The following is a 20,160-nucleotide window of genomic DNA, read 5'->3' as shown; positions in this document are numbered from 1 at the left end:
GTTTAGAAAGACATGATATTTCCTTTAAAAATTAATTAATGAAAAATGAACAAACATAGCCTATTTTTAATATTCCTCTTTACAATAAGTTGCCTAACATCTTGGTCGCAGTTCAAACAAAATAAGCAAATAGAAAAGTATAAACAAGAAGGATATCAATTGGTTTGGGCGGATGAATTTGATCATGATGGTCCTCCCAGTTCTAAAAACTGGAAATTCGAGGAAGGTTTTGTGCGCAATAAAGAGCAGCAATGGTATCAAAAAGAAAACGCTTGGTGTGAAGGGGGATTTCTCATTATAGAAGCGCGGAAAGAAAAAAGACCAAACCCGTCCTTTAGCTCAACTAGCGGTCAATGGGGTGAAAAGAGGCCAGATATTACACATACCTCTTCCTCAATTAATACACTGGGGTTGCATAGTTGGCAATATGGGCGTTTTGAGATGAGGGGACGCATCAATACCGATGCAGGTCTATGGCCAGCATTCTGGACGCTGGGCGTTAATGGACAATGGCCTTCAAACGGAGAGATTGATATTATGGAATACTATAAAGGTAATATTCTTGCTAATATAGCTTGTGGTACAGATAAGCCCTATCAGGCTAAGTGGTATAGTAAAACAAAAGCAATAAAGGAATTAGGTGGAAAGAAGTGGGCAGAGAGATTTCACGTTTGGCGAATGGATTGGAATGAGAAGATGATAGCGCTTTATGTAGATGATGTATTGCTAAATGAAGTACCCTTAGACAAATTAGTAAATAGAGATGGAACAGAAATAAATCCTTTTAAACAGCCACATTATATATTACTGAATTTAGCAATGGGAGGGATGAATGGGGGTAAATTGGGGGATACAAAATTTCCTAATCGATTTGAGGTGGATTATGTAAGGGTGTATCAGAAGAAGTGAAAGAGACAAGCTATTTAAACTAATCAGCTTAATTAAACGAGAACACCCCCTAAATTATAAGAATATACCCCTTTTTTTTAATATTTCGCACTTTAAGTTTGTGGTGTAAACCAAATATATATTATAAACTTAAAGTTAACCAAGATGAACACATCTATTTTATTGAGAAATTTAAGCAGGGCAATCTTAGGTTGCGTCCTCTTGAGTGCCTGTTCAAAACAGGATGAAGGGCTGTTAAATGCAGACGCGTTGGTGAGTGCCAACTTAAACGGAAAAGACCAGATAGTTGTTGCGAATGCTCCTGTAGTATTGATAGATTCACTTTCTTTCAATGATTATACCTCCTTCGAGCAAAAATGGAATTACCTGTATCCCTGGGGAAGTGATCACAACGGTACCGCACGCATGTATGGCAGTACAACAGACCATAATCATATTTTCCTTGGAGGGGGCGAACTGAATATTAAAGCTACCCGTATTACCTGGGACGAAGGAAACAGTCCACATGATCCTTGGTTGCCGATTCGCTACCATTCGGGAGCTATCCACTTAAAGGAACAAATAACATTTACAGACGCCTTGCCGTATTGGGAAATAAGAGGTGATTTTCAAGTACCCACCGTAAGGGGTTCCTGGCCTGCTTTCTGGTTGACAGGAGCAAACAGTTGGCCTCCGGAAAGTGATATCATGGAATTTAAAGGGGATAACCGCAATTGGCAAAATACTGCTACGGGACCTGACTGGCAGAACGTTACCTGGCAAAATAAGTTAACACCCGTTACAAATGCCGGTAATTGGCATAATTATAAGCTTCGGGTGAAGAAGGTATCCTCAACTGACGTGGACTTATATTATTATATCGATCATCAGCTAATGGCGACTCATCGGGCAAATTTCATGAATAAACCTTTTTGGTTAATAATTAACATGCAGATGGAAGGTTCTAGCGGTCAGCCGGGACCGCAAGAGGCGTTAATGAAAGCTCGAAATGTTTATGTAGCAGGCGCTACTGCAGAATTTTAATGATGTAATTAAAAGACAAGAACAGAAATCTATGCGAACGTTAAAGTACCTATTTAACTATACATCAGCGGTAAAACATGTTTGGGTGAACTATGACCCAGGTGTGCCAACGGCTGATGCAAATAACGAAGGATGGATGCGTTTTGGTGCGAGTTCTTCTTACCAGAATCTGCGTACGATGTTGCATGAAATGAATCACACGTTTGGAACAGGCACTATAAGCTGGTGGACAGGTACTGCAATATCGGGAGGCAAATACCAACCTACTAATGCAAATCTAATATTACAGCAGATAAACAATAACGCGACTGCTCAGCTTAGCGGGGACAGTCAGCATTGGTGGCCTTATGGATTGAATCAAAATGCTGAAGTTTCTTCTAGCTGGGATTATGTTTACAATTGCTTAATCATTGAAGCGATGCGTAAGGATGGTTTACCAGCAGCAGGCACCTATAACCCTTAAAATATAACCAATGCCAACTCGTGTTGGTTTTCCTGCGGTTGGTGTTTTTAGAAGCTGTTTCGAAAGAGCAGCTTCTTTTTTTACTTATAAGTCAATAGCTGAACTTCTGAAATCAAATGAGCATTTATTTAAAGTTCAATCCCCCAGGATAAAAGATTAGCAATTCAAAATTTATGGTTGACGCAAAGTAAAATACCTGCACCCTATTGAAAACAACGCAATGAAAACGTTGGCATAATTGAAAAAAAGAATTATTTTTGAAGGAGAAAGCCTTAAATTTTACTAATTATAAATATTATCCTTTTTATGAACAACTCAAGAAGAAAGTTTATTCAAACATCAGCCAAATTATCTGCAGCAGCAGGTATAGCCACGGCATTTCCGTCTGTGTTCTCCATGGCAGCAGGAAAAGTTCAGCATAAAATAAAGGTAGGTGCTATCGGAATTAATGGAATGGGCTGGGCCGATCTCAATGCGATTATTAAGCACCCAGATGTCGTGTGCACTTCTTTATGTGATGTGGACAAGAATGTCTTGGAAAAGCGTACGAAGGAATTAGCTGATAAGGGGATCAAAACAAAGGGATACAACAACTACAAAGAATTATTGGCTAGTAATGACGTGGATGTTGTGGTTATTGGCACGCCCGATCATTGGCACTGTTTACAAATGATTGAAGCTTGCGCTGCAGGTAAAGATGTATATGTAGAGAAACCATTAGGAAACTCTATTACCGAATGTAAAGCGATGGTCGCGGCAGCTACGAAATACAATAGAATTGTACAGGTAGGTCAATGGCAACGCAGTCAGCAACACTTCAAGGATGCTATCACTTTTGTACATTCCGGCAAGCTAGGAAAAATACGCCTAGTAAAAGCGTGGGCATATCAGGGATGGATGAAAAGTATCCCAGTAAAACCCGACGGACCAGTACCAGCAGGTGTTGATTACGATTTATGGCTTGGGCCAGCAAAAAAACGCCCATTTAATCCGAATCGTTTTCATTTTGAATTCAGATGGTTTTGGGATTATGCTGGCGGCCTGATGACCGACTGGGGAGTGCACATGTTAGATTATGCCCTAATGGGAATGAAGGCTACTACACCAAAATCTGTTATGGCTGCGGGAGGGAAATTTGCTTATCCAGATGACGCGGCAGAAACACCGGATACACTTACAACGGTTTATGAATTTAATGATTTTAATATCCAGTGGGAACATGCAAATGGAATTGATGGCGGGCCTTATGGAAGGAACCATGGTGTTGCCTTTATTGGAAATAAAGGAACATTGGTAGTAAACCGTGAGGGATGGGAAGTCATTCCAGAAGGTGATCGCATGGGGGCCACGCCGTTACAAAAGCGGGTTGATAATGGATTGGATTTACATGCCGTCAATTTTATCGATGCCGTAAAAAGTAGGGATAAAGCATCTCTCAATGCGCCAGTAGAAGCAGGAGCGCACATCGCTATTTTTTCTCAGATGGGGAATATCGCGTACAGAACAGGAAAAAAAATCTACTGGGATGAGGCAAAAGGGGGCTTTAACGATGCTGCTGCAGATAAACTTATAACTAGTACTTATAATAACGGATACAAAATACCAAGTGTCTAAACGACTATTTAATACATCATTGCTTCTTAACTTTAGGAGAGAGGCAATGATATTTGCTTATTTAATACTAATGCAGATGTTCTATTGAGCTATTGTGTCTCAATAATTTTAACTCAGCAATATAATCTGAGAGCTTCATCCAAATAAATAAGTCAATAAAAAACATAAGGCTCGCACAGATTATAAGGGCATAACCTATTCCCTGTTTTCTCGAATCAGCATCTGCTCTCAATAACATAAAAAGCGCAATTAAAACTGTGGCAATTTCTACGGTGATTCGGAATTTGGTTTCTGTTCTAAAATCTTCATTTTTTTCTATTTCGGTATTATAAACAGATTCATTTTTAACTTTTTTCTGTCTCCAATCGTTTACCCCCTGGTAAAATTTAAAAGCTAAAGCAGAGAAGAGCAATGCTTGTACAAGTACTACAATTGCTATCCCTTTTCTAAACGGTGTTTTTTTTATACAAAGGTAGAGCAGCAGGAAAAACAAGACTACACTTAGCAAAATGAGCATGTTCCCTGCGGTTAATCCTCTCGAATAAAAATCTGTTATGGTATCCATATTAATACATTTAGGTGGTATAACAATAGCCAAGTATGAAAGTAATGAACGTTTGCGTGTTTTTTATTGTTTAATTGTCAAATTCGGTGCGATTATAATGAAATTAAGGACATGCAAACTTCATTCATATACATATCCATTACGTATACGTCTGTCTACATTATATCTACATAATAGGCAAGAATGCTGTTTCCGATCATTGTAAAAACTCGAAACGCCTATATTTGCACCCCTATTAAATAATTATAAGAATGATCTTTATATATAGCATCGTTGAAAAACAGCTCACACAAAAAAGCATCAATGCGACGTTAAAATCGAATTCAGTTCCACAAGATATTTTTCTTACTGTTTCTCAAAAATATATTTCCTGGCTGGGTCCATGGTTTCCGGCAAGTCCAAAAATGACAAAAGCATTTAACCAACAAGGAGAAGAAATTCGTCGCAAAGAATGGATTGACTTGGTTAAATCGGAAGCAAGAAGCCTTAAAGAGACGGTTCCTTTTCAATGGGGATTTTTTCGAAATACAATTATACTACTGGTAGTTTTTGGGGTATTAGCGATCATCAGGCCGGGCATGAATAAAAGAGCGGCGGAAGCAATCGCTAAACAAAATGAGCAGTTGCAATATGCTGTAGAGAATTTATCAGGAGGAGATATTGCTGTTGTCTCGTTTTATAATGATGTGCAGGGAAAGAGCATGAATGGCATCGGTTTGATGAAAATTAACCATGTAGAAGGTGATACTATTTTTATCAATCGTAGCAAAACAGTTATTGACAATATGAAGCCTACTGAGGCGGCTAATATAGATAGAAGTGAAGGCGCGTTTGAGACTATAATAGAAAAAATTAAGAGGCCTGTACTCATTTCAAGTGTTAAGGATAGGGTGCTGATAACATATCCTACAGATGTAGAAACATCCGGCTATACAGTGGGCTCAATATTAAGTGTTGAAAGTAACTAAATCAATAAAAATGGGATTTTTATATAACCTCGGTGGCGGAATTAACCAAGTACTTTTTATCAAGGAACAATTGGCGGCTGCACATGCATATATCGATCGTAATCACTTGAAGGTGGATAAAGTGGAAGATGATCTTGATAAGCAGATGATCCAACTGGAAAATGCCGCAGGTACAAGCACATTCCAATCGGCCTTGCAAAAGGCAAAAAGTGCCCGCCGTTTCGTTTTAGCAGTGGCGATTCTTATAGCAATTGTACTTGGCGGGATTTATTTAATCGACAAGATTCACGCAGAGGCCAGTCTGATGAAGAATACCTTAAATTGGGTTTTTGAGAATATAGGAGTGGCAACGGCAATTTTACTCGTCCCATTTTTATTATTAATTGTTGGAGCGCAGGTTAGCCGTTCCAGATTCAATAAATTGTATGGGAAGAGGTATGAAGATGCTTGGCGGGCTATTGAACACAAATTGGGAAATGCTTAGAAAAAGAGTAGAATCTCTGTATTAAAGCTATTTTCTTATTTTACCCGACTACTTCATGATTTATGACGCCCAGTGATAAGGGAAGTCGTAAGCCATTAATAAAAATTCTGGTAAGCTCTTTTTGCTTTTCCAATATTTCCTCAGGTAGGTAAGGCACACCCATGCTTATACCACTTATTTTAGTGCTTGCTCCAAGAACCAAGCCATTAAGGATCTCAGCGTATAGTGATGAAATATGTTGTATCGGGAAATGCGTCAATTCACCATTTTCTATTCCCCTTTTAAAAATTCGTGATAGCTGTCTCAATTCTGCTGTCTTGATCAATTTAATGAGGCTCTCAGGTAGGCCGGCATAAATACCACCGCGGGTGTAAAGAATTTGTGTTCTGCTATATTTCCGCCGGGTTTTATCTTTGATTTCCAATAATCGATATAAGGCTTGTAATATGGGGGTATCTTTACGTATGAGATTTGAAAATTGTGTGCTTTCTTGTTGAATAATTTCTTTGCCTATTTCGTTTACTAAATCTTGCTTGTTTATAAAATAGGAGGCAAGGCAAACAGTCGTAATATCTGTAGCTTTTGCTATTTCATACATAGTAGTCTTTTCAATTCCGAAATGAGCGAAACGTTCAAGAGCTACGCTTATAATCTGTTGACGTACCTTTTCGCTACTTTTCAAAAAAATATTTTCAGTAGTTTTCATCTGTTGCTTTTTTATTTTTTTATGATCAGATGGAGCCTTGTGTGTTTTCCGTTAGCTCGAGTTTTAACAAAGATCTATTAGTTTATAGCCAATAAAAAGGGTCTCAAGACGCTATGTTTCGTTTAAAAGACGCTTCTTTTATTTAAGAGGGAACGGACTTTTTTTAGAAACAGGTTGGCAGAAACCAAACCAGTTAATTGACCTGATTCTCTAGCATTATTGATCGTTCCGAAGTCCGCCTTTTTGTGTTGAATGGCGTTTTGTAAGACGTCTTTTGTTTAGATAGTATTAATAGCTCGATGATGGATATTAAAATCAATAGATAACCATATAGTTCAAGGCACTCTTCGGCTGCATTTTTTACGGCTCTTATATAATGGTTTTCCATTACAACATACCAAAATACTTTTCGTCCAAATAAACGAGAGAAAATATACGTTGTAATAAGTCCTGTACTAAATATTCCAAAGGACAAGCTACTCATATAACTTTTCATTTCTGCTAAAAAGATACTACGGTTTCTTATTACTTGATAAAGTGTAAAGATCAAAATCGCATAGGCAGGAATTTGCCAACTACCCTGTCCAATATACTTTTCAAAGTAAATATCTTGTTCACGGATGAGTGATGCGCCAGTTAATCCAAAAAGTAATATAGCGGTATATTTATAGGTGGTTGAGGTGCTGTACATGCGAAGTAATATGAAGCTGGAAATGAATAGGAAAGCCGTTTGAAGCATTTCTGTTAGAGAATCTTCTGAAAATTTATTGTCAATGGACGATAGAGAACCATCCCACCTGATAAATTCAGCAAGCAAAACAGCAGCCAAGGCATAGAGAATAATACGAAATGCGCTAAAAAGGAATGATCGTAAATCATTTGAAAGATTGAACTTGTCCATATATAGATAAGAATGTAATTTAATAATGAAAACTTTAGCCAGTGACAGCCGGTATGCGCACAAAGATCCGTTAGATCATGCTCATTGGAAAGGGAGTAAGAATGCTATAATTCGTCTAAAAGACGCTTTTTTTTTCTGTATTACGAAATGCTGTAGGTGATGTGCCGAAGTGTTTTTTAAAGTATTTTCCAAATACTGACTGATCGGTAAATTGGAGATTTTGCGCTACCTCATTGATATTAAGCGCTGGATTAGAAAGTAATAGCTTGGCCTCGAAGATCACTGCCTCATCGATGATTTCGCAGGGAGTTTTTCCGGTAATTTCTTTCACGATCTTAGTGAGGTGCTTGCGTGTAATAAATAATATATCAGCATAAAACCGTACACTGCGCTCATTTCTGAAATGAAGTTGGAGCGCCTGTATAAATTGAATAACAAGGTGCTCCTTGCGCGTTATTTTAGGTTTTTGAAGCGTTTTGTTTTTTCTGTATACATTACTTACTTCATAAAAGAGGGTTAGGAATGTATGATAGATGATTTCGCGACTAAATAGATGAGTTGAATTGGAAGCATTTAATTGTTTTAATCGTTGCAGAAGCAGGCGTAATATTTCAGCCTCATCTGACTGTATAGTTAAAACTTTTTCTGCATTTGGTACAAACATTTCTAATGTCTCCTGGTGATTAAAAATGACACCTGTTTTAGTTAAAAATTCAGGTGTAAAGACAAGTCCAAGCAACTCACAATCATTTGAAATAAAGGTAGTCTCCGCCACGGTAGACGGAATAATAACACATAATTTGTTTGAGGTTATCTTGAAAGGCTTTAAATTTAAGTTAACATGCAACTCTCCTTTGTTCAGTAAAAACATACAGAAAAAGTTAGTACGCATTGATTGATTTATTGATGCCAGATTTCTGATATCAGCAATATCATAAATGTATAGATCAGCAATAGATTCCTGAAACCGTTGTTGTTCAATTATTGGAGAAATCTGAGTGCTCGAGAAAAAACGCTTTACCATAATTGTGCTGAGATATTTTACCTTGTAAGACAAACTTATACTTTTGACTATTTTTTTCAAATAGTCAAAAGTATTCTTTACATTTCTGTGTTTATTTCGTCACGTGGAGAAGGCCTGTCTTTGTGAAAATATTTGATTGGTTATTATCGAAATAAAATGTCATATTTACATTTTAAAAAACCAGATAAGACCTAGGTTAATTATTACTATTTCTTGGCGGGTGAATCAGAAATGAATTAATTTGAAAAGATAGGCGATAATGATGGACGATGCTTTGGACATAATATCCGATAGATCGTATACGAAAATACCCCCTTTTTTATGTGAAATAGAGGTGTCAATAAATGGAGAAATAAATAGAATTTGCAAGTATTATTAAGATACTAAATATTATGAACAGAAACATTTTTTCTTTTTTGCTTGCATGCATGCTACTAACTTGCTATAAAATTGATCTCTTTGCACAAAACGAAATTAGTGACAATAAATTCATTCCTAAAGCCCTATGGTTAGATACAGAAGGGCATCACATTAATGCTCACGGAGGGGGGATTGTATTTGTGAAGGGTACCTATTATTGGTATGGTGAAAAAAGAGGGGATAAAACAACATCAGCAGGTGTGAGTGTTTATTCTTCTAAAGACTTATATCATTGGAAGAATGAAGGGATTGCCTTGTCTCCTGTTGATGACGATAAAAGTGATCTAACGAAAGGGTGCATTATAGAACGGCCAAAGGTGATCTACAATAAAAAAACCAAAAAATTTGTAATGTGGTTTCATTTAGAATTGAAAGGGCAGGGATATGCCGCGGCTAGGGCGGGTGTAGCGATTGCTGATCAGGCTACTGGCCCTTTTAAGTATTTAGAAAGTTTCAGACCAAATGGCAATATGTCAAGGGATATGGGGCTTTTTGTTGACGAAGATGGAACAGCGTATCATATTTATTCTTCTGATGAGAATTATGCCTTACGAATAGCAAAGCTAACTGATGATTACTTGAGGCCGACAAAGGCCGATTCTCTTTTGTTTAGAAAGCATCAGGAAGCGCCTGCCATTTTTAAATACAAGGGAAAATATTATTTGATTACAAGCGCCTGTACCGGCTGGGCACCTAACCAGGCAAGTATACATGAGGCTACTAATATATTTGGGCCCTGGAAATTCACCGGGGATCCAATGAAAGGACCAAATGCTTTATTAACCTTTGGCGGGCAGTCTACCTTCATATTACCTGTGCAGGGCAAAAGAAATGCATTCATTTTTATGGCAGATGTATGGAGACCGAAAAGCCTTCAAGATAGTCGCTATATATGGTTGCCCATAAAGCTTGCCCCTGAAAAACCTGTAATAGAATGGGTAGACAATTGGGACTTAGATTATTTTAATTAATGTAGAAATGAAGGTTTATTTGAACAAAGAGAAAATATAAACCTGCATTTTTTGTGCTTAAAAATAAGATGATGAATTGGAACAAAAGTATAAGTAAAATAGGTGGCGTAAATAGATGGTGCTTAGCGGTGGTGCTGTTATTGCTGGCAAAAGTAACTTTTTGCCAAGATGAGCAAGAAATATACGCTTTCTCGTATTTCAAAGGCAATGGAGAAGATGGGCTTCATTTGGCTTACAGCGAAGATGGTTATCAGTGGACGGCCCTGAAGGACGACCAATCCTTTTTGAAACCAGTGTTGAGTAAAGATAAATTAATGCGTGATCCTTGCATCATTCGTGGCGGTGATGGAAAATTTCATATGGTTTGGACCGTAAGTTGGACAGATAAAGGGATTGGTTATGCTTCTTCCAGTGATTTAATTCACTGGTCTGAACAGCAGTATATTCCTGTAATGGCACATGAGGAAGAGGCAAGAAACTGTTGGGCTCCTGAAATAACTTTCGACACCTCTACAAAAAAATATATGATCTATTGGGCAACAACCATTAAAGGTAAGTTCCCGGAAACACAGGTGAAGGGCGACGATGCCTATAATCATCGAATTTATTATGTGACAACGAAAGACTTCAAAACGTTTAGCAAAACTAAATTACTATATGAGCCAGGGTTCAATGTAATTGATGCAAGTATTGTTAAAGAGGGTAAGCAATGGCTTATGTTGTTAAAGGATGAAACAAAAGAACCTGCGCAGAAGAATATAAAAATAGCGTATGCTAAAAATTTAGAAGGACCTTACGCGGAGGCAAGTAAACCTATTACGGGTAAATTTTGGGCAGAAGGGCCAACCGTCACTAAAATTGGGGCGGATTGGGTTGTTTATTTCGATAAATATACTGAACACAAATATGGAGCTATCAAGTCGTCTAATCTGCAGCAATGGGAGGATGTATCTGATAAAATTAAATTACCTGAAGGAATTCGCCATGGTTCGATTTTCAAGATTTCTAAACAACAATTAACAAAACTGTTGGCGCAAAGCGCACCACAAGCCGCTTTACCTGGAGTGTATGCGGATCCACACATTGCTTATTTTGATCATAAATTCTATATCTATCCAACAACGGATGGGAGTGAAGGTTGGCAGTCCGATCAATTTTCTTGCTGGTCATCTACTGACCTGAAAAAATGGAAAAACGAAGGTACAATACTGGATCTAAAAAAAGATCTTTCATGGGCTAATGTGAGGGCTTGGGCCCCAGCCATCGCTTATAAAGGGGGTAAGTACTTTTACTACTTTTCTGCAGATGTGAATATTGGGGTGGCAGTGTCTGACAAGCCATCTGGACCTTTTAAGGATCCTTTAGGTAAACCCTTAGTCGCTAAAGGAGAGTACCCCGGCCAAATGATAGACCCAATGGTGTTAGTTGATGATGACGGTAGTGCGTATCTCTACTGGGGCCAAGGCAACTGCTATGTGGTTAAGCTAAACGAAGATATGGTGTCTTTTGATCCAAAGAACGTAAAACAATTTAAGCCGGAAGGTTATAATGAAGGGCCTTTTGCCTTTAAGCGGAATGGTAAATATTATTTAATGTGGTCTGAGTACGATACGCGTGATCCTCGCTATTCAGTGGCTTACGCGCTGAGTGATTCTCCGCTAGGCCCTTTTGTGAAAGTTCAACAAAACCCCATACTAAAAGGAAAAGGTATAGTGAAGGGGGCGGGGCACCATGCTGTTGTACATGTTCCGGAAACAGATCAATGGTTCATAGCCTATCATCGCTTTAAAATTCCTGGTGGGAATGGGTATAATCGAGAAACCTGCATTTCTCCTATGTATTTTGACGCAGCTGGCAATATTACAGAAGTAGATGTTTATGAAGCGGGAATGAAATAAGAATTCCCGCTTTGTCATGCAGTTTTAATCTAAAGTCCGACTCAGCTCACAGGCTGCTAAAAGAAAGGCGCCTACACCAAAATTGGCTTCTGAATGGGCATTAACAACTTGCCCGGGGATCGCTTTTTCACCTATTGGCTGTACATAGCCTACTTTTCCGTTGGGCTGTAAAGCAATGGTGCTTAAATAATGCCAAGCCTTTAAAGCAACGGGTAGGTAGGTGCCTCTATCTAATAGGCCATTATTTATGCCCCAAAGAAAACCGTAAGTGAAGAAGGCTGTTCCACTGCTTTCATAACCGGGCGCTTGCTGTGGGTCTAACATACTACGGGTCCAATAACCCTCTTTTTGTTGAGTTGATGCAATGGCCAAAGCGAGCTCTTTAAAAACCTGCTCATACTCCTTGCGATGTACATTTTCCTTAGGAAGGTCTGCTAATACCTTGGCTAGGCCTGCAAACACCCATCCATCTCCCCGTGCCCAAAAATCTTTCTTTCCATTATTGGTCTTATGCGCTGGGAAAATGTATTTGGCGTCGCGATAAAAGAGTTTCGCCTCTTTGTCGTACATTAAGTCTTTAGCAAAGCTGAAATATTCATGTAGCTTATCTAGATAGAGTTCTTTATGTGTAATGCTATATAATTTTGTCATCACGGGCATTACCATATATAAGCCGTCTACCCACCACCAATAATCGTTCTTGTTAGTACTCATTTGGTATTGCATAACTTCTTCTGCTCGTGCTATCTTTTTCTCGTCGGGTTGTAACTTATACAAGTCAATGTACGTTTGAAAACAGATTTGCCAATCGCCAAAGAGCACGTAGTCATCGGTTTCGCCATAAGTATACTTCCAATGAGCCTTATTGTCAGATTTTGCTCCTTTCCACTCGTTTTTTATTGCCCATTCTTCTGAGTATTTCCGATAGGTGTTGTCGCGTGTGATGCTGTATGCTTCCATATTTCCCGTATGATAGGCTGCATTGTCCCAGAAAGCTCTTCCTTGGTCAGGATGATTGGCCTGCCAATAGCGGTTTACTAAGTGGATAATATTTACAATATCTTTCTTTTTTAGCTTTTTTAATTCTTCTCTATAATCGTTCTGAGCAGATAAATTATTGGTTAGAAATAAAAATAAGCCAACTAAAAGTATACGAGCAGAAATAAACATGAATTTATTCGTTTTTTTAGTTTTTATTGTTGATTTGACGTTTATTGTTGTTTCCCAAACATAAATAAAAAAAAGGAAGGATCAAATGCTTATAAGTTTATAAGTGAATATGCACACCAGTAAATTATCATGCTAAACCCGCTGTCAAGAAGTGTAATGTAAAGCTGTCAATTACAAAATATTTATTGTCTTGTTATTCTCATAATTAAAGCGTAACTTTAATATTACAATAAGCTAACTTTATATAAACACTTAAAACTGAATGCTATGCTCTCACATCATGTTACGCACAAGGGTGAAAAGCGCCACCCGCTTTGGTTAGAAATCACAAGGATTGTACTATCCATTGTCATTCTTTGGAAAGGTTTGGAATTTGTTGCCAATATCCACAAATTCACCGATCTAATGATGAACAGTAGTATCCCAGTGGCTATTATGATTAGTGTCTTAGTACACTTGATTATTGTAGCTCATATACTGGGTGCTATTGCGCTGTTTACTGGTACTTATGTGCGGTTGGCTTGCGTTTTACAAATGCCTGTCATCATTATGGCCTTAGTTTTTAAGAACCTGGCGGATAGTATACTGAATCCTTACGCTGCTGTTTGGGTAAGTGTGGCTATTTTGTTTGCATTAGTGCTCGTCTTATTGCGCGATAAGCATGATGCCATGGATAAAGAACGAGATAAACATTGAATTCTTTGTTGAGCTAGTGTTTTTTAAACCTTGGGTATTATCTTTGAGGGATTGAATTCCCATGGTTAAAAAGATTGTAATATTTTTGCTCGTCGGATGGTGTAATAACGCTTTGTATGCACAGAATGGAACGGAATTCAATACTTTCATTAATGCACAGCACGTTTGGGTAGATTCCGTTTTTAATAAACTGAACCTACGTGAAAAGATTGGCCAGCTCTTCATGGTGCGGGCACATACAAATCTTGGAAAGCGTTATATTGATTCTGTAGCAAATGTTATTAAGGAAGATAAGCTTGGAGGGGTGGTTTTCTTTCAGGGTGGCCCTGTTAACCATGCTGCAACAATCAACTATTATCAAAAAATATCAAAAGTTCCACTTTTAGTGGCCTTAGATGGAGAGTGGGGACTAGGGATGAGGTTGGCAGACTCCGCTATATCTTACCCCTATCAAATGACCTTAGGAGCCATTCAGGATAATAGCTTACTTTATAAAATGGGACGGGAGATCGCGAAAGACTTTAAACGTATCGGCCTTAATATAAATTTTGCTCCTGTAGTCGACATCAATAATAATCCAAGAAATCCCGTTATCAACTTCAGATCTTTCGGAGAGAATAAAGAAAATGTAGCTCGTAAGGGAAGTGCTTATATGAAAGGAATGATGGACGAACGGCTCCTAATAACTTTAAAGCATTTTCCTGGGCATGGCGACACAGATGTAGATTCGCATAGAGATTTACCTACACTTAATTTTACACGCGGCAGACTTGATTCGCTTGAGCTATTTCCTTTTAAGCAACTAATTAATGAAGGGGCCCCGGGTGTTATGGTTGCCCATATGCATATTCCCTCGCTCGATAAAACACCTAATTTACCTTCTTCTCTATCTCCTCATGTGATTAATGACTTATTAAAAAGACAATTAGGATTTAAAGGCCTGACTTTCACAGATGCTATGGATATGAATGGGGTTGTTAAATATTTTAAAGGTGGCGAGGCAGATGTACGCGCGGTCATTGCCGGTAATGATGTGCTGGAATTATCACAAAATAGTAAAAGGGCCATTGACATGATTGAAAAGGCAATAGTGAGCAAGAGGATCTCCCGTCAGGAAATAGATGTGCGAGTAAAGAAAATTTTAGCAGCAAAGCTTTGGCTGACGTTAGATAGATATAAGCCTGTAGATTTACTGGGTATCTACAAAGAAGTTAATCGTAGTGCCTCTAAGACTCTTAATCAGCAATTGGCAAATGCTGCTATCACGCTATTGAAAAGTGACAGCCTGCTAAATGCCTTGGCATATAACAAAAGGACGGCTATTATTAGTATCGGCGCGTCAGAGATAACTACCTTTCAGAAAACGCTTAGTGAACGCTTCGACAATGCACTCAATTTTGTTATTTCTCCTAATGCAACGCCTAATGATATTGCGAAAGTTTCGGTTGAGCTGATGCGCTATAATCAAATTATTGTAGGAGTGCATGATAATCGTAAAAGTCCACAAAGCAAAATAAACTATAGCGGCACAGTAAGATTATTTATGAATGAGCTGGCTAGTATGAATAGCGTGTTTTGTGTATTTGCAAATCCTTATACGCTAGCCGGGCTTCCAGGGGTCGAACAATGTAAGAGTATTATGATGGCTTATCAAAACAGTGCCGAATTACAGCGTGCAGCTGCAGCGGTTATTTTAAGAAAAATTAAACCCAGCGGAAAATTACCTGTTACTATTAATACATTTTTTAAATATGGGGATGGTATATAGAGCATTTTGTTGCATGTTGATTTTATATAGACGCAAAAACACTTATTTTTAAAGCTTTTAAATAGAATATTGAAGGCCTTTTTGAATAAAAGCAAATAAATATTCACCTAGATTTGTTTTAGTGTTGCACAAACAAGCATTTTTATCTAAGTTTGATTTTTACCTGATAGATATGCTTAGAAAATCCTTTTTCACTGGTTTGATAACCTTATTAACCTTCCAAGTAGTTACTGCTCAAACAAAGACCTCATTTGTAAATTTTATTAACCAGGAACACCAGTGGGTAGATTCTGTTTTTAAAACACTAAATAAAAAACAGCGTATAGCTCAGTTATTTATGGTTCGAGCACATACTAATCTTGGTCAAAAGTATATTGATTCTGTCGCTAAAGTGATTAAAAAAGAAAAGTTAGGTGGAGTGGTACTCTTTCAGGGTGGTCCTATAAGACATGCTTATATGATCAATAAGTATCAAGCGCTTTCAAAAGTGCCCTTGTTTATGGCGCTGGATGGCGAGTGGGGCTTAGGTATGCGTCTAGTGGATTCCACCATTTCTTTTCCTTATCAAATGGCGTTAGGGGCTGTCCAGAATGAACAGCTTATATATCAAATGGGGCAGGAAATTGCGAAAAACTTTAAAAGAATTGGGTTAAATATCAATTTTGCACCGGTAGTAGATGTTAATAATAATCCTAATAATCCGGTTATTAATTTCAGATCTTTTGGAGAGAACAAAGAAAATGTGACTAGAAAGGCCGCAAGCTACATGCGAGGAATGATGGATGAAGGGATCATCACATCATTGAAACATTTTCCAGGGCATGGAGATACGGATGTCGACTCCCATTATGACTTGCCGAAATTAAATTTTACCGCTGCACGTCTTGATTCTTTAGAGTTATATCCTTTTAAAGAACTTACTAGGCAGGGAGCTTCGGGCGTGATGGTTGCGCATATGAATATACCAGCCTTAGATACAAATGCTAATTTACCTTCTTCTTTATCGCATACTATCATTACGGGCATATTGAAGGAACGCCTTAACTTTAAAGGTTTAGTATTCACGGATGCTATGGATATGAAAGGGGTAGTGAAATATTTTCAGGACGGGGAGGCGGATGTTAGGGCAATTATTGCAGGGAACGATGTCTTAGAGCTCTCCGAAAATAGCAAAAGGGCAATAAAAAAAGTAAGAAAAGCGGTTAGAAAGAAAAGAATATCTAAGCAAGATCTGGATGCCAGGGTGAAGAAAATACTTGCGGCTAAGTATTGGCTTCATTTAGATGAGTTAAAACCTGTTATGATAGAAAATCTCTATCAGGATTTAAATAACCAGCCTGCAAAAATGTTAAATCAGCAGCTGGCTGATGCTGCTATCACCTTATTAAAAGGCAATGGTGCGGTCGACTCCTTAAACGCGAATTTAAAAACAGCAGTCATAAGCATTGGAGCCGATAGCATTACTAATTTTCAATACATATTAAATGATTATTTTAAGAATAGCTCGAATTTTGTAGTGGGAGCTCAGGCTAGCGCTACGGAAATCGCGAATGTTACGGGCGAACTAGAAAAATATGATCAAATCATTGTAGCGCTTCATGACCAGCGTTTAAGGCCTCAAAGTAAATTGAATTACAATAGTGAAGTAAATTTATTTATTAGTCAACTTGCTACCGATAAAACAATATTCAATGTATTTGCCAACCCCTATGCTATTGCAACTTTTCCAGGTATTGAAAATGCAAAGGGTATCGTGGTGGGCTACCAAAATGACGCTAGCTTCCAACAAGCATCGGCGAAAGTACTGATGGGAGAGTTAAAGACTTCTGGGAAATTGCCTGTGACTATTAATACTTTTTTTAAATACGGAGATGGGATTAATATGAACTAATTTTATAATTATGCTTATATTGCTTGTCTAAACTCAATTTAGACAATGATGAACCAACAGGAACCTATCATATGTATAAAAGGTCTTTATAAAAATTATGGCGATAAACAGGTTTTAAAAGGTGTTGACCTGGACGTTTATCCTGGAGAAGTAATAGGTTATATTGGCCCTAACGGTGCTGGTAAATCTACAACAGTAAAAATATTGACCGGTCTGATTGACGAATTTGAAGGGACTATATCCGTAGATGGAAAAGACCTAAGAAATGATACCTTATCAATTAAATCCATAATTGGTTATGTCCCCGAAAATGCAGAATTATACGATGTATTAACGCCACTAGAATACCTCGATTTTGTGGGGAAACTTTATGGAATGGATGAACAGCTTATAACAGCGCGTGCAACCAGACTATTAACGGCTTTTGAATTAAGTGAATACCTTCATAAACGCATGGATACCTTTTCTAAAGGGATGAAACAGAAAGTATTGCTTATAGCTGGAATTATCCATAATCCGAAAATTCTAGTGCTCGATGAGCCGCTTTCCGGATTGGACGCAAATGCCGTTATCACTGTTAAAGAACTCATATCGTTAATGGCAAAAGAAGGGAAAACAATTTTCTACTGTTCGCATATGATGGATGTCGTAGAGAAAGTTTCTGACCGGATTTTGCTTATAAATAATGGTGTAATCGTTGCTAATGGTACGTTTGAACAGCTGAAAAGCGAACAGGCCGATTCACTCGAACACATATTTGCGAAGCTTACGGGGCAGATCGATACTTCCGGGAATGCCGCTAGGATTATTTCGGCTTTCGAATAGATTAAATTAAGGAGATCATTACAGCCTATTTTTTATGATGAATAATCTGATTGTACGGTTTACTTTATTATTTAGTCCCCTGTTTGCAAAATTAGGAGTAAATACCACGCAGTTTGAAATTGTCCTACGAACAAAGTTGTTAATGGATGATAGAAGACCTTTAACTTCTTTTGGTAATAAGCCAAAGAAGGAAAGCAATTACAGTTCTTGGATAAATTTTTTATTGCTAGCGGTTATGGGGGGTGTGCTACTGTTGTTCTTGTTCTCTGTTAATAAGCCTTATCTGTCTTATACAATTTATTTTGGAGTGTTTATGGCTATGCTGTGCCTCACTTTGATTGCAGATTTTTCTGTATTGCTGTTAGATAGTCGAGACAATTTTATCATATTACCGACGCCTGTAAACGATCGTACGCTTACTGTTACACGTATTGTTCACATTGGTATAAGTGTTTTTAAGCAAGCGCTCGGTTTAGCGCTTCCTGGTTTTATATTTACGCTTTTAACAAAAACTGCCATTGGGGGAGTAATTTTTGTTTTACAGGTTTCTATTGCTACCGTGCTCTGTGTCTTGCTAGTCAATATGTTTTATCTTATTGCCATGCATTTTCTGCCGGTAAAGCGTTTTAAAGACATTGTTGCCTATTTACAAATTGTTTTTTCCATCCTTATCTTTGCGTTGTATTACACGATGCCCAGTATCTTGGAGAGCGCTATGGTACAGCAAATAGATTTTGCTTCTACCTATTGGCTATGGTTCACGCCAAGCGCTTGGATTGGAGCATTACAGGAGCTAGGTGCAGGTGATTTCTCTGTACTAGCACTTTCTTTGTCCGCTCTTGCACTTATAACACCCTTTATTGCTTTATGGTTAATTACCGGCAGGTTTTCATCCGGATTTAATGTAATGTTAGCTGGATTGCCAACAGAAGACAACGTAAGGGAAGAAAAGGTGGTGGCACATGAACAGGTTGCTTTTGGTCACAAGTTGGCAAGAGCTGTTACACGTAGTCCGCTGGAAAGTGCGGGCTTTGAGTTTGTGTGGGCGCTTACTGGTAGAACCCGGGAGTTTAAAATTAAAGTGTATCCTTCCATGGCTTATGTACCTGTATATTTTTTCTTTATGTTCTTTGTTCGTAATAAAGGACAGGGAGCAGTGTCATTTGTGGAACGCTGGCAGATGATTTTAGACCAACACACCTATCTATTCATTTTTTACTTCTCTTTATTTACCCTATTAACCGTATTTCAATTCATTACACAAAGTGAAAAATATAAGGCCGCATGGGTCTACTTTGTTGCACCTATACAGCAACCAGGGCTGTTAATGTCGGGTGTATTAAAAGCCGCCTTTATCAAATTCTATATGCCCTTTATGTTGGTTTTTACTGCGTTAGGTTTGTCCTTTATCGGTTATCCGGTACTCAATGATATTCTCTTATCTACTGCTGTGGGAGGAATTGCGGCAGTCTTAATCTGTTTATTTACCGTCACAGGCTATCCCTTCAGTCAGCCACTTAAAAAGACAGAAGGAAGGTTTATTGCTAACTTAATACTAATAGGTCTTATCAGTGCTATTGGTTTCGGACATTATCTGGCCGTAAAATACGAATGGTTGGTTTGGTTGCTTGCGGGTCTGTTTTCAGGCGTCTTCTTCTTACTTCTCCATTATTTTAAAAAGGAATCATGGGAAAAAGCAGAATTTAAAGAGTAGCCGTATGGCGCTAGTTTTGCTGCCTAGCTGAGTAGTTGAATAGTTAAGTCGTTGAGTAGTTAAATGGCTGACTAGTTAAATTGTCAAGTCGTTGAGTAGTCAAATTGTAAGAATGCTCACAGCTAACAACTCGCAACTGATAACTAATAT

At 38.1% G+C, this 20,160-nt stretch carries 18 protein-coding genes; 13 read left to right on the top strand and 5 right to left on the bottom strand.

Annotation, left to right across the window (positions count from 1 at the left end):
- The first annotated feature begins 45 nt into the window (after positions 1 to 45).
- From BMY50_RS17635 to BMY50_RS17620, 4 genes are all read left to right on the top strand, one after another.
- Positions 46 to 909: a glycoside hydrolase family 16 protein gene (locus BMY50_RS17635; RefSeq protein WP_093326887.1), complete on the top strand. Its 864-nt coding sequence runs from the start codon at positions 46 to 48 to the stop codon at positions 907 to 909.
- Positions 910 to 1,053: 144 nt separating this feature from the next.
- Complete coding sequence (locus BMY50_RS17630; protein WP_139202284.1) at positions 1,054 to 1,932, top strand: LamG domain-containing protein; 879 nt, start codon at positions 1,054 to 1,056, stop codon at positions 1,930 to 1,932.
- Between the two features lie 31 nt (positions 1,933 to 1,963).
- Positions 1,964 to 2,395 (top strand): hypothetical protein, encoded by a 432-nt coding sequence (locus BMY50_RS17625; protein WP_093326884.1) that lies wholly within the window; start codon positions 1,964 to 1,966, stop codon positions 2,393 to 2,395.
- Positions 2,396 to 2,701: 306 nt separating this feature from the next.
- Positions 2,702 to 4,009, top strand: coding sequence for a Gfo/Idh/MocA family protein (locus BMY50_RS17620; RefSeq protein WP_093326882.1), 1,308 nt, complete (start codon positions 2,702 to 2,704; stop codon positions 4,007 to 4,009).
- A gap of 67 nt (positions 4,010 to 4,076) precedes the next feature.
- Here BMY50_RS17620 and BMY50_RS17615 read toward each other — a convergent pair whose 3' ends face one another.
- A complete protein-coding gene (locus BMY50_RS17615) occupies positions 4,077 to 4,574 on the bottom strand; it encodes a hypothetical protein (RefSeq protein ID WP_093326880.1) in 498 nt (165 codons plus the stop codon).
- A gap of 251 nt (positions 4,575 to 4,825) precedes the next feature.
- Here BMY50_RS17615 and BMY50_RS17610 point away from each other — a divergent pair, with 251 nt between their 5' ends.
- Positions 4,826 to 5,542, top strand: coding sequence for a hypothetical protein (locus BMY50_RS17610; RefSeq protein WP_093326878.1), 717 nt, complete (start codon positions 4,826 to 4,828; stop codon positions 5,540 to 5,542).
- 10 nt (positions 5,543 to 5,552) lie between these two features.
- Positions 5,553 to 6,026 carry a DUF6097 family protein gene (locus tag BMY50_RS17605; protein WP_093326876.1) on the top strand — a complete coding sequence of 158 codons (474 nt, stop codon included), beginning with the start codon at positions 5,553 to 5,555 and terminating at the stop codon, positions 6,024 to 6,026.
- A 40-nt stretch (positions 6,027 to 6,066) separates the two neighbouring features.
- Here the strand turns inward: BMY50_RS17605 and BMY50_RS17600 are convergent, their stop codons facing one another.
- The 3 genes from BMY50_RS17600 to BMY50_RS17590 all read right to left on the bottom strand — a co-directional run bounded on the left by BMY50_RS17600 (position 6,067) and on the right by BMY50_RS17590 (position 8,657).
- Positions 6,067 to 6,732, bottom strand: a complete 666-nt coding sequence (locus BMY50_RS17600) for a TetR/AcrR family transcriptional regulator (protein ID WP_093326873.1) — start codon at positions 6,730 to 6,732, stop codon at positions 6,067 to 6,069.
- A gap of 193 nt (positions 6,733 to 6,925) precedes the next feature.
- Positions 6,926 to 7,633, bottom strand: coding sequence for a hypothetical protein (locus BMY50_RS17595; RefSeq protein WP_093326870.1), 708 nt, complete (start codon positions 7,631 to 7,633; stop codon positions 6,926 to 6,928).
- A 115-nt stretch (positions 7,634 to 7,748) separates the two neighbouring features.
- Positions 7,749 to 8,657 (bottom strand): helix-turn-helix domain-containing protein, encoded by a 909-nt coding sequence (locus BMY50_RS17590; RefSeq protein ID WP_093326869.1) that lies wholly within the window; start codon positions 8,655 to 8,657, stop codon positions 7,749 to 7,751.
- A gap of 392 nt (positions 8,658 to 9,049) precedes the next feature.
- Between BMY50_RS17590 and BMY50_RS17585 the strand changes: the two genes are divergently transcribed.
- Complete coding sequence (locus BMY50_RS17585) at positions 9,050 to 10,048, top strand: glycoside hydrolase family 43 protein (RefSeq protein WP_093326867.1); 999 nt, start codon at positions 9,050 to 9,052, stop codon at positions 10,046 to 10,048.
- A gap of 68 nt (positions 10,049 to 10,116) precedes the next feature.
- Entirely contained in the window at positions 10,117 to 11,946 is a 1,830-nt protein-coding gene (locus tag BMY50_RS17580; protein ID WP_139202283.1) for a family 43 glycosylhydrolase, read from the top strand.
- Positions 11,947 to 11,970: 24 nt separating this feature from the next.
- On the opposite strand, the gene BMY50_RS17575 is transcribed toward BMY50_RS17580, so the two are convergent.
- Positions 11,971 to 13,116, bottom strand: a complete 1,146-nt coding sequence (locus BMY50_RS17575; RefSeq protein ID WP_093326861.1) for a glycoside hydrolase family 88/105 protein — start codon at positions 13,114 to 13,116, stop codon at positions 11,971 to 11,973.
- A gap of 267 nt (positions 13,117 to 13,383) precedes the next feature.
- On the opposite strand from BMY50_RS17575, the gene BMY50_RS17570 reads away from it, so the two are divergent.
- The 5 genes from BMY50_RS17570 to BMY50_RS17550 all read left to right on the top strand — a co-directional run bounded on the left by BMY50_RS17570 (position 13,384) and on the right by BMY50_RS17550 (position 20,010).
- Complete coding sequence (locus BMY50_RS17570; protein WP_093326859.1) at positions 13,384 to 13,812, top strand: DoxX family membrane protein; 429 nt, start codon at positions 13,384 to 13,386, stop codon at positions 13,810 to 13,812.
- Between the two features lie 61 nt (positions 13,813 to 13,873).
- Positions 13,874 to 15,580 (top strand): glycoside hydrolase family 3 protein, encoded by a 1,707-nt coding sequence (locus tag BMY50_RS17565; RefSeq protein ID WP_093326857.1) that lies wholly within the window; start codon positions 13,874 to 13,876, stop codon positions 15,578 to 15,580.
- Between the two features lie 172 nt (positions 15,581 to 15,752).
- The gene (locus BMY50_RS17560) at positions 15,753 to 17,471 is read left to right on the top strand and encodes a glycoside hydrolase family 3 protein (RefSeq protein WP_093327104.1); all 1,719 of its coding nucleotides are present in this window, start codon (positions 15,753 to 15,755) and stop codon (positions 17,469 to 17,471) included.
- A gap of 45 nt (positions 17,472 to 17,516) precedes the next feature.
- On the top strand, positions 17,517 to 18,296 hold the full coding sequence (locus BMY50_RS17555; RefSeq protein WP_238383807.1) for an ABC transporter ATP-binding protein: 780 nt from the start codon (positions 17,517 to 17,519) through the stop codon (positions 18,294 to 18,296).
- Positions 18,297 to 18,330: 34 nt separating this feature from the next.
- Complete coding sequence (locus BMY50_RS17550; RefSeq protein WP_139202282.1) at positions 18,331 to 20,010, top strand: hypothetical protein; 1,680 nt, start codon at positions 18,331 to 18,333, stop codon at positions 20,008 to 20,010.
- Positions 20,011 to 20,160: the final 150 nt, after the last annotated feature.

The organism is Olivibacter domesticus (assembly GCF_900109575.1).
Taxonomy (GTDB): domain Bacteria; phylum Bacteroidota; class Bacteroidia; order Sphingobacteriales; family Sphingobacteriaceae; genus Olivibacter; species Olivibacter domesticus.
The sequence above is the reverse complement of the archived record's forward strand: the minus strand, read 5'-3'. Positions and strand labels throughout refer to the sequence as shown.

Bases quoted from the DNA above. Each gene is read 5' to 3' on its own strand.
- BMY50_RS17575 (WP_093326861.1), bottom strand. From the start codon at position 13,116: ATGTTTATTTCTGCTCGTATACTTTTAGTTGGCTTATTTTTATTTCTA.
- BMY50_RS17590 (WP_093326869.1), bottom strand. From the start codon at position 8,657: ATGGTAAAGCGTTTTTTCTCGAGCACTCAGATTTCTCCAATAATTGAA.
- BMY50_RS17560 (WP_093327104.1), top strand. From the start codon at position 15,753: ATGCTTAGAAAATCCTTTTTCACTGGTTTGATAACCTTATTAACCTTC.
- BMY50_RS17600 (WP_093326873.1), bottom strand. From the start codon at position 6,732: ATGAAAACTACTGAAAATATTTTTTTGAAAAGTAGCGAAAAGGTACGT.
- BMY50_RS17605 (WP_093326876.1), top strand. From the start codon at position 5,553: ATGGGATTTTTATATAACCTCGGTGGCGGAATTAACCAAGTACTTTTT.
- BMY50_RS17610 (WP_093326878.1), top strand. From the start codon at position 4,826: ATGATCTTTATATATAGCATCGTTGAAAAACAGCTCACACAAAAAAGC.
- BMY50_RS17550 (WP_139202282.1), top strand. From the start codon at position 18,331: ATGATGAATAATCTGATTGTACGGTTTACTTTATTATTTAGTCCCCTG.
- BMY50_RS17630 (WP_139202284.1), top strand. From the start codon at position 1,054: ATGAACACATCTATTTTATTGAGAAATTTAAGCAGGGCAATCTTAGGT.
- BMY50_RS17625 (WP_093326884.1), top strand. From the start codon at position 1,964: ATGCGAACGTTAAAGTACCTATTTAACTATACATCAGCGGTAAAACAT.
- BMY50_RS17565 (WP_093326857.1), top strand. From the start codon at position 13,874: ATGGTTAAAAAGATTGTAATATTTTTGCTCGTCGGATGGTGTAATAAC.
- BMY50_RS17595 (WP_093326870.1), bottom strand. From the start codon at position 7,633: ATGGACAAGTTCAATCTTTCAAATGATTTACGATCATTCCTTTTTAGC.
- BMY50_RS17585 (WP_093326867.1), top strand. From the start codon at position 9,050: ATGAACAGAAACATTTTTTCTTTTTTGCTTGCATGCATGCTACTAACT.
- BMY50_RS17615 (WP_093326880.1), bottom strand. From the start codon at position 4,574: ATGGATACCATAACAGATTTTTATTCGAGAGGATTAACCGCAGGGAAC.
- BMY50_RS17620 (WP_093326882.1), top strand. From the start codon at position 2,702: ATGAACAACTCAAGAAGAAAGTTTATTCAAACATCAGCCAAATTATCT.
- BMY50_RS17570 (WP_093326859.1), top strand. From the start codon at position 13,384: ATGCTCTCACATCATGTTACGCACAAGGGTGAAAAGCGCCACCCGCTT.
- BMY50_RS17635 (WP_093326887.1), top strand. From the start codon at position 46: ATGAACAAACATAGCCTATTTTTAATATTCCTCTTTACAATAAGTTGC.
- BMY50_RS17580 (WP_139202283.1), top strand. From the start codon at position 10,117: ATGATGAATTGGAACAAAAGTATAAGTAAAATAGGTGGCGTAAATAGA.
- BMY50_RS17555 (WP_238383807.1), top strand. From the start codon at position 17,517: ATGATGAACCAACAGGAACCTATCATATGTATAAAAGGTCTTTATAAA.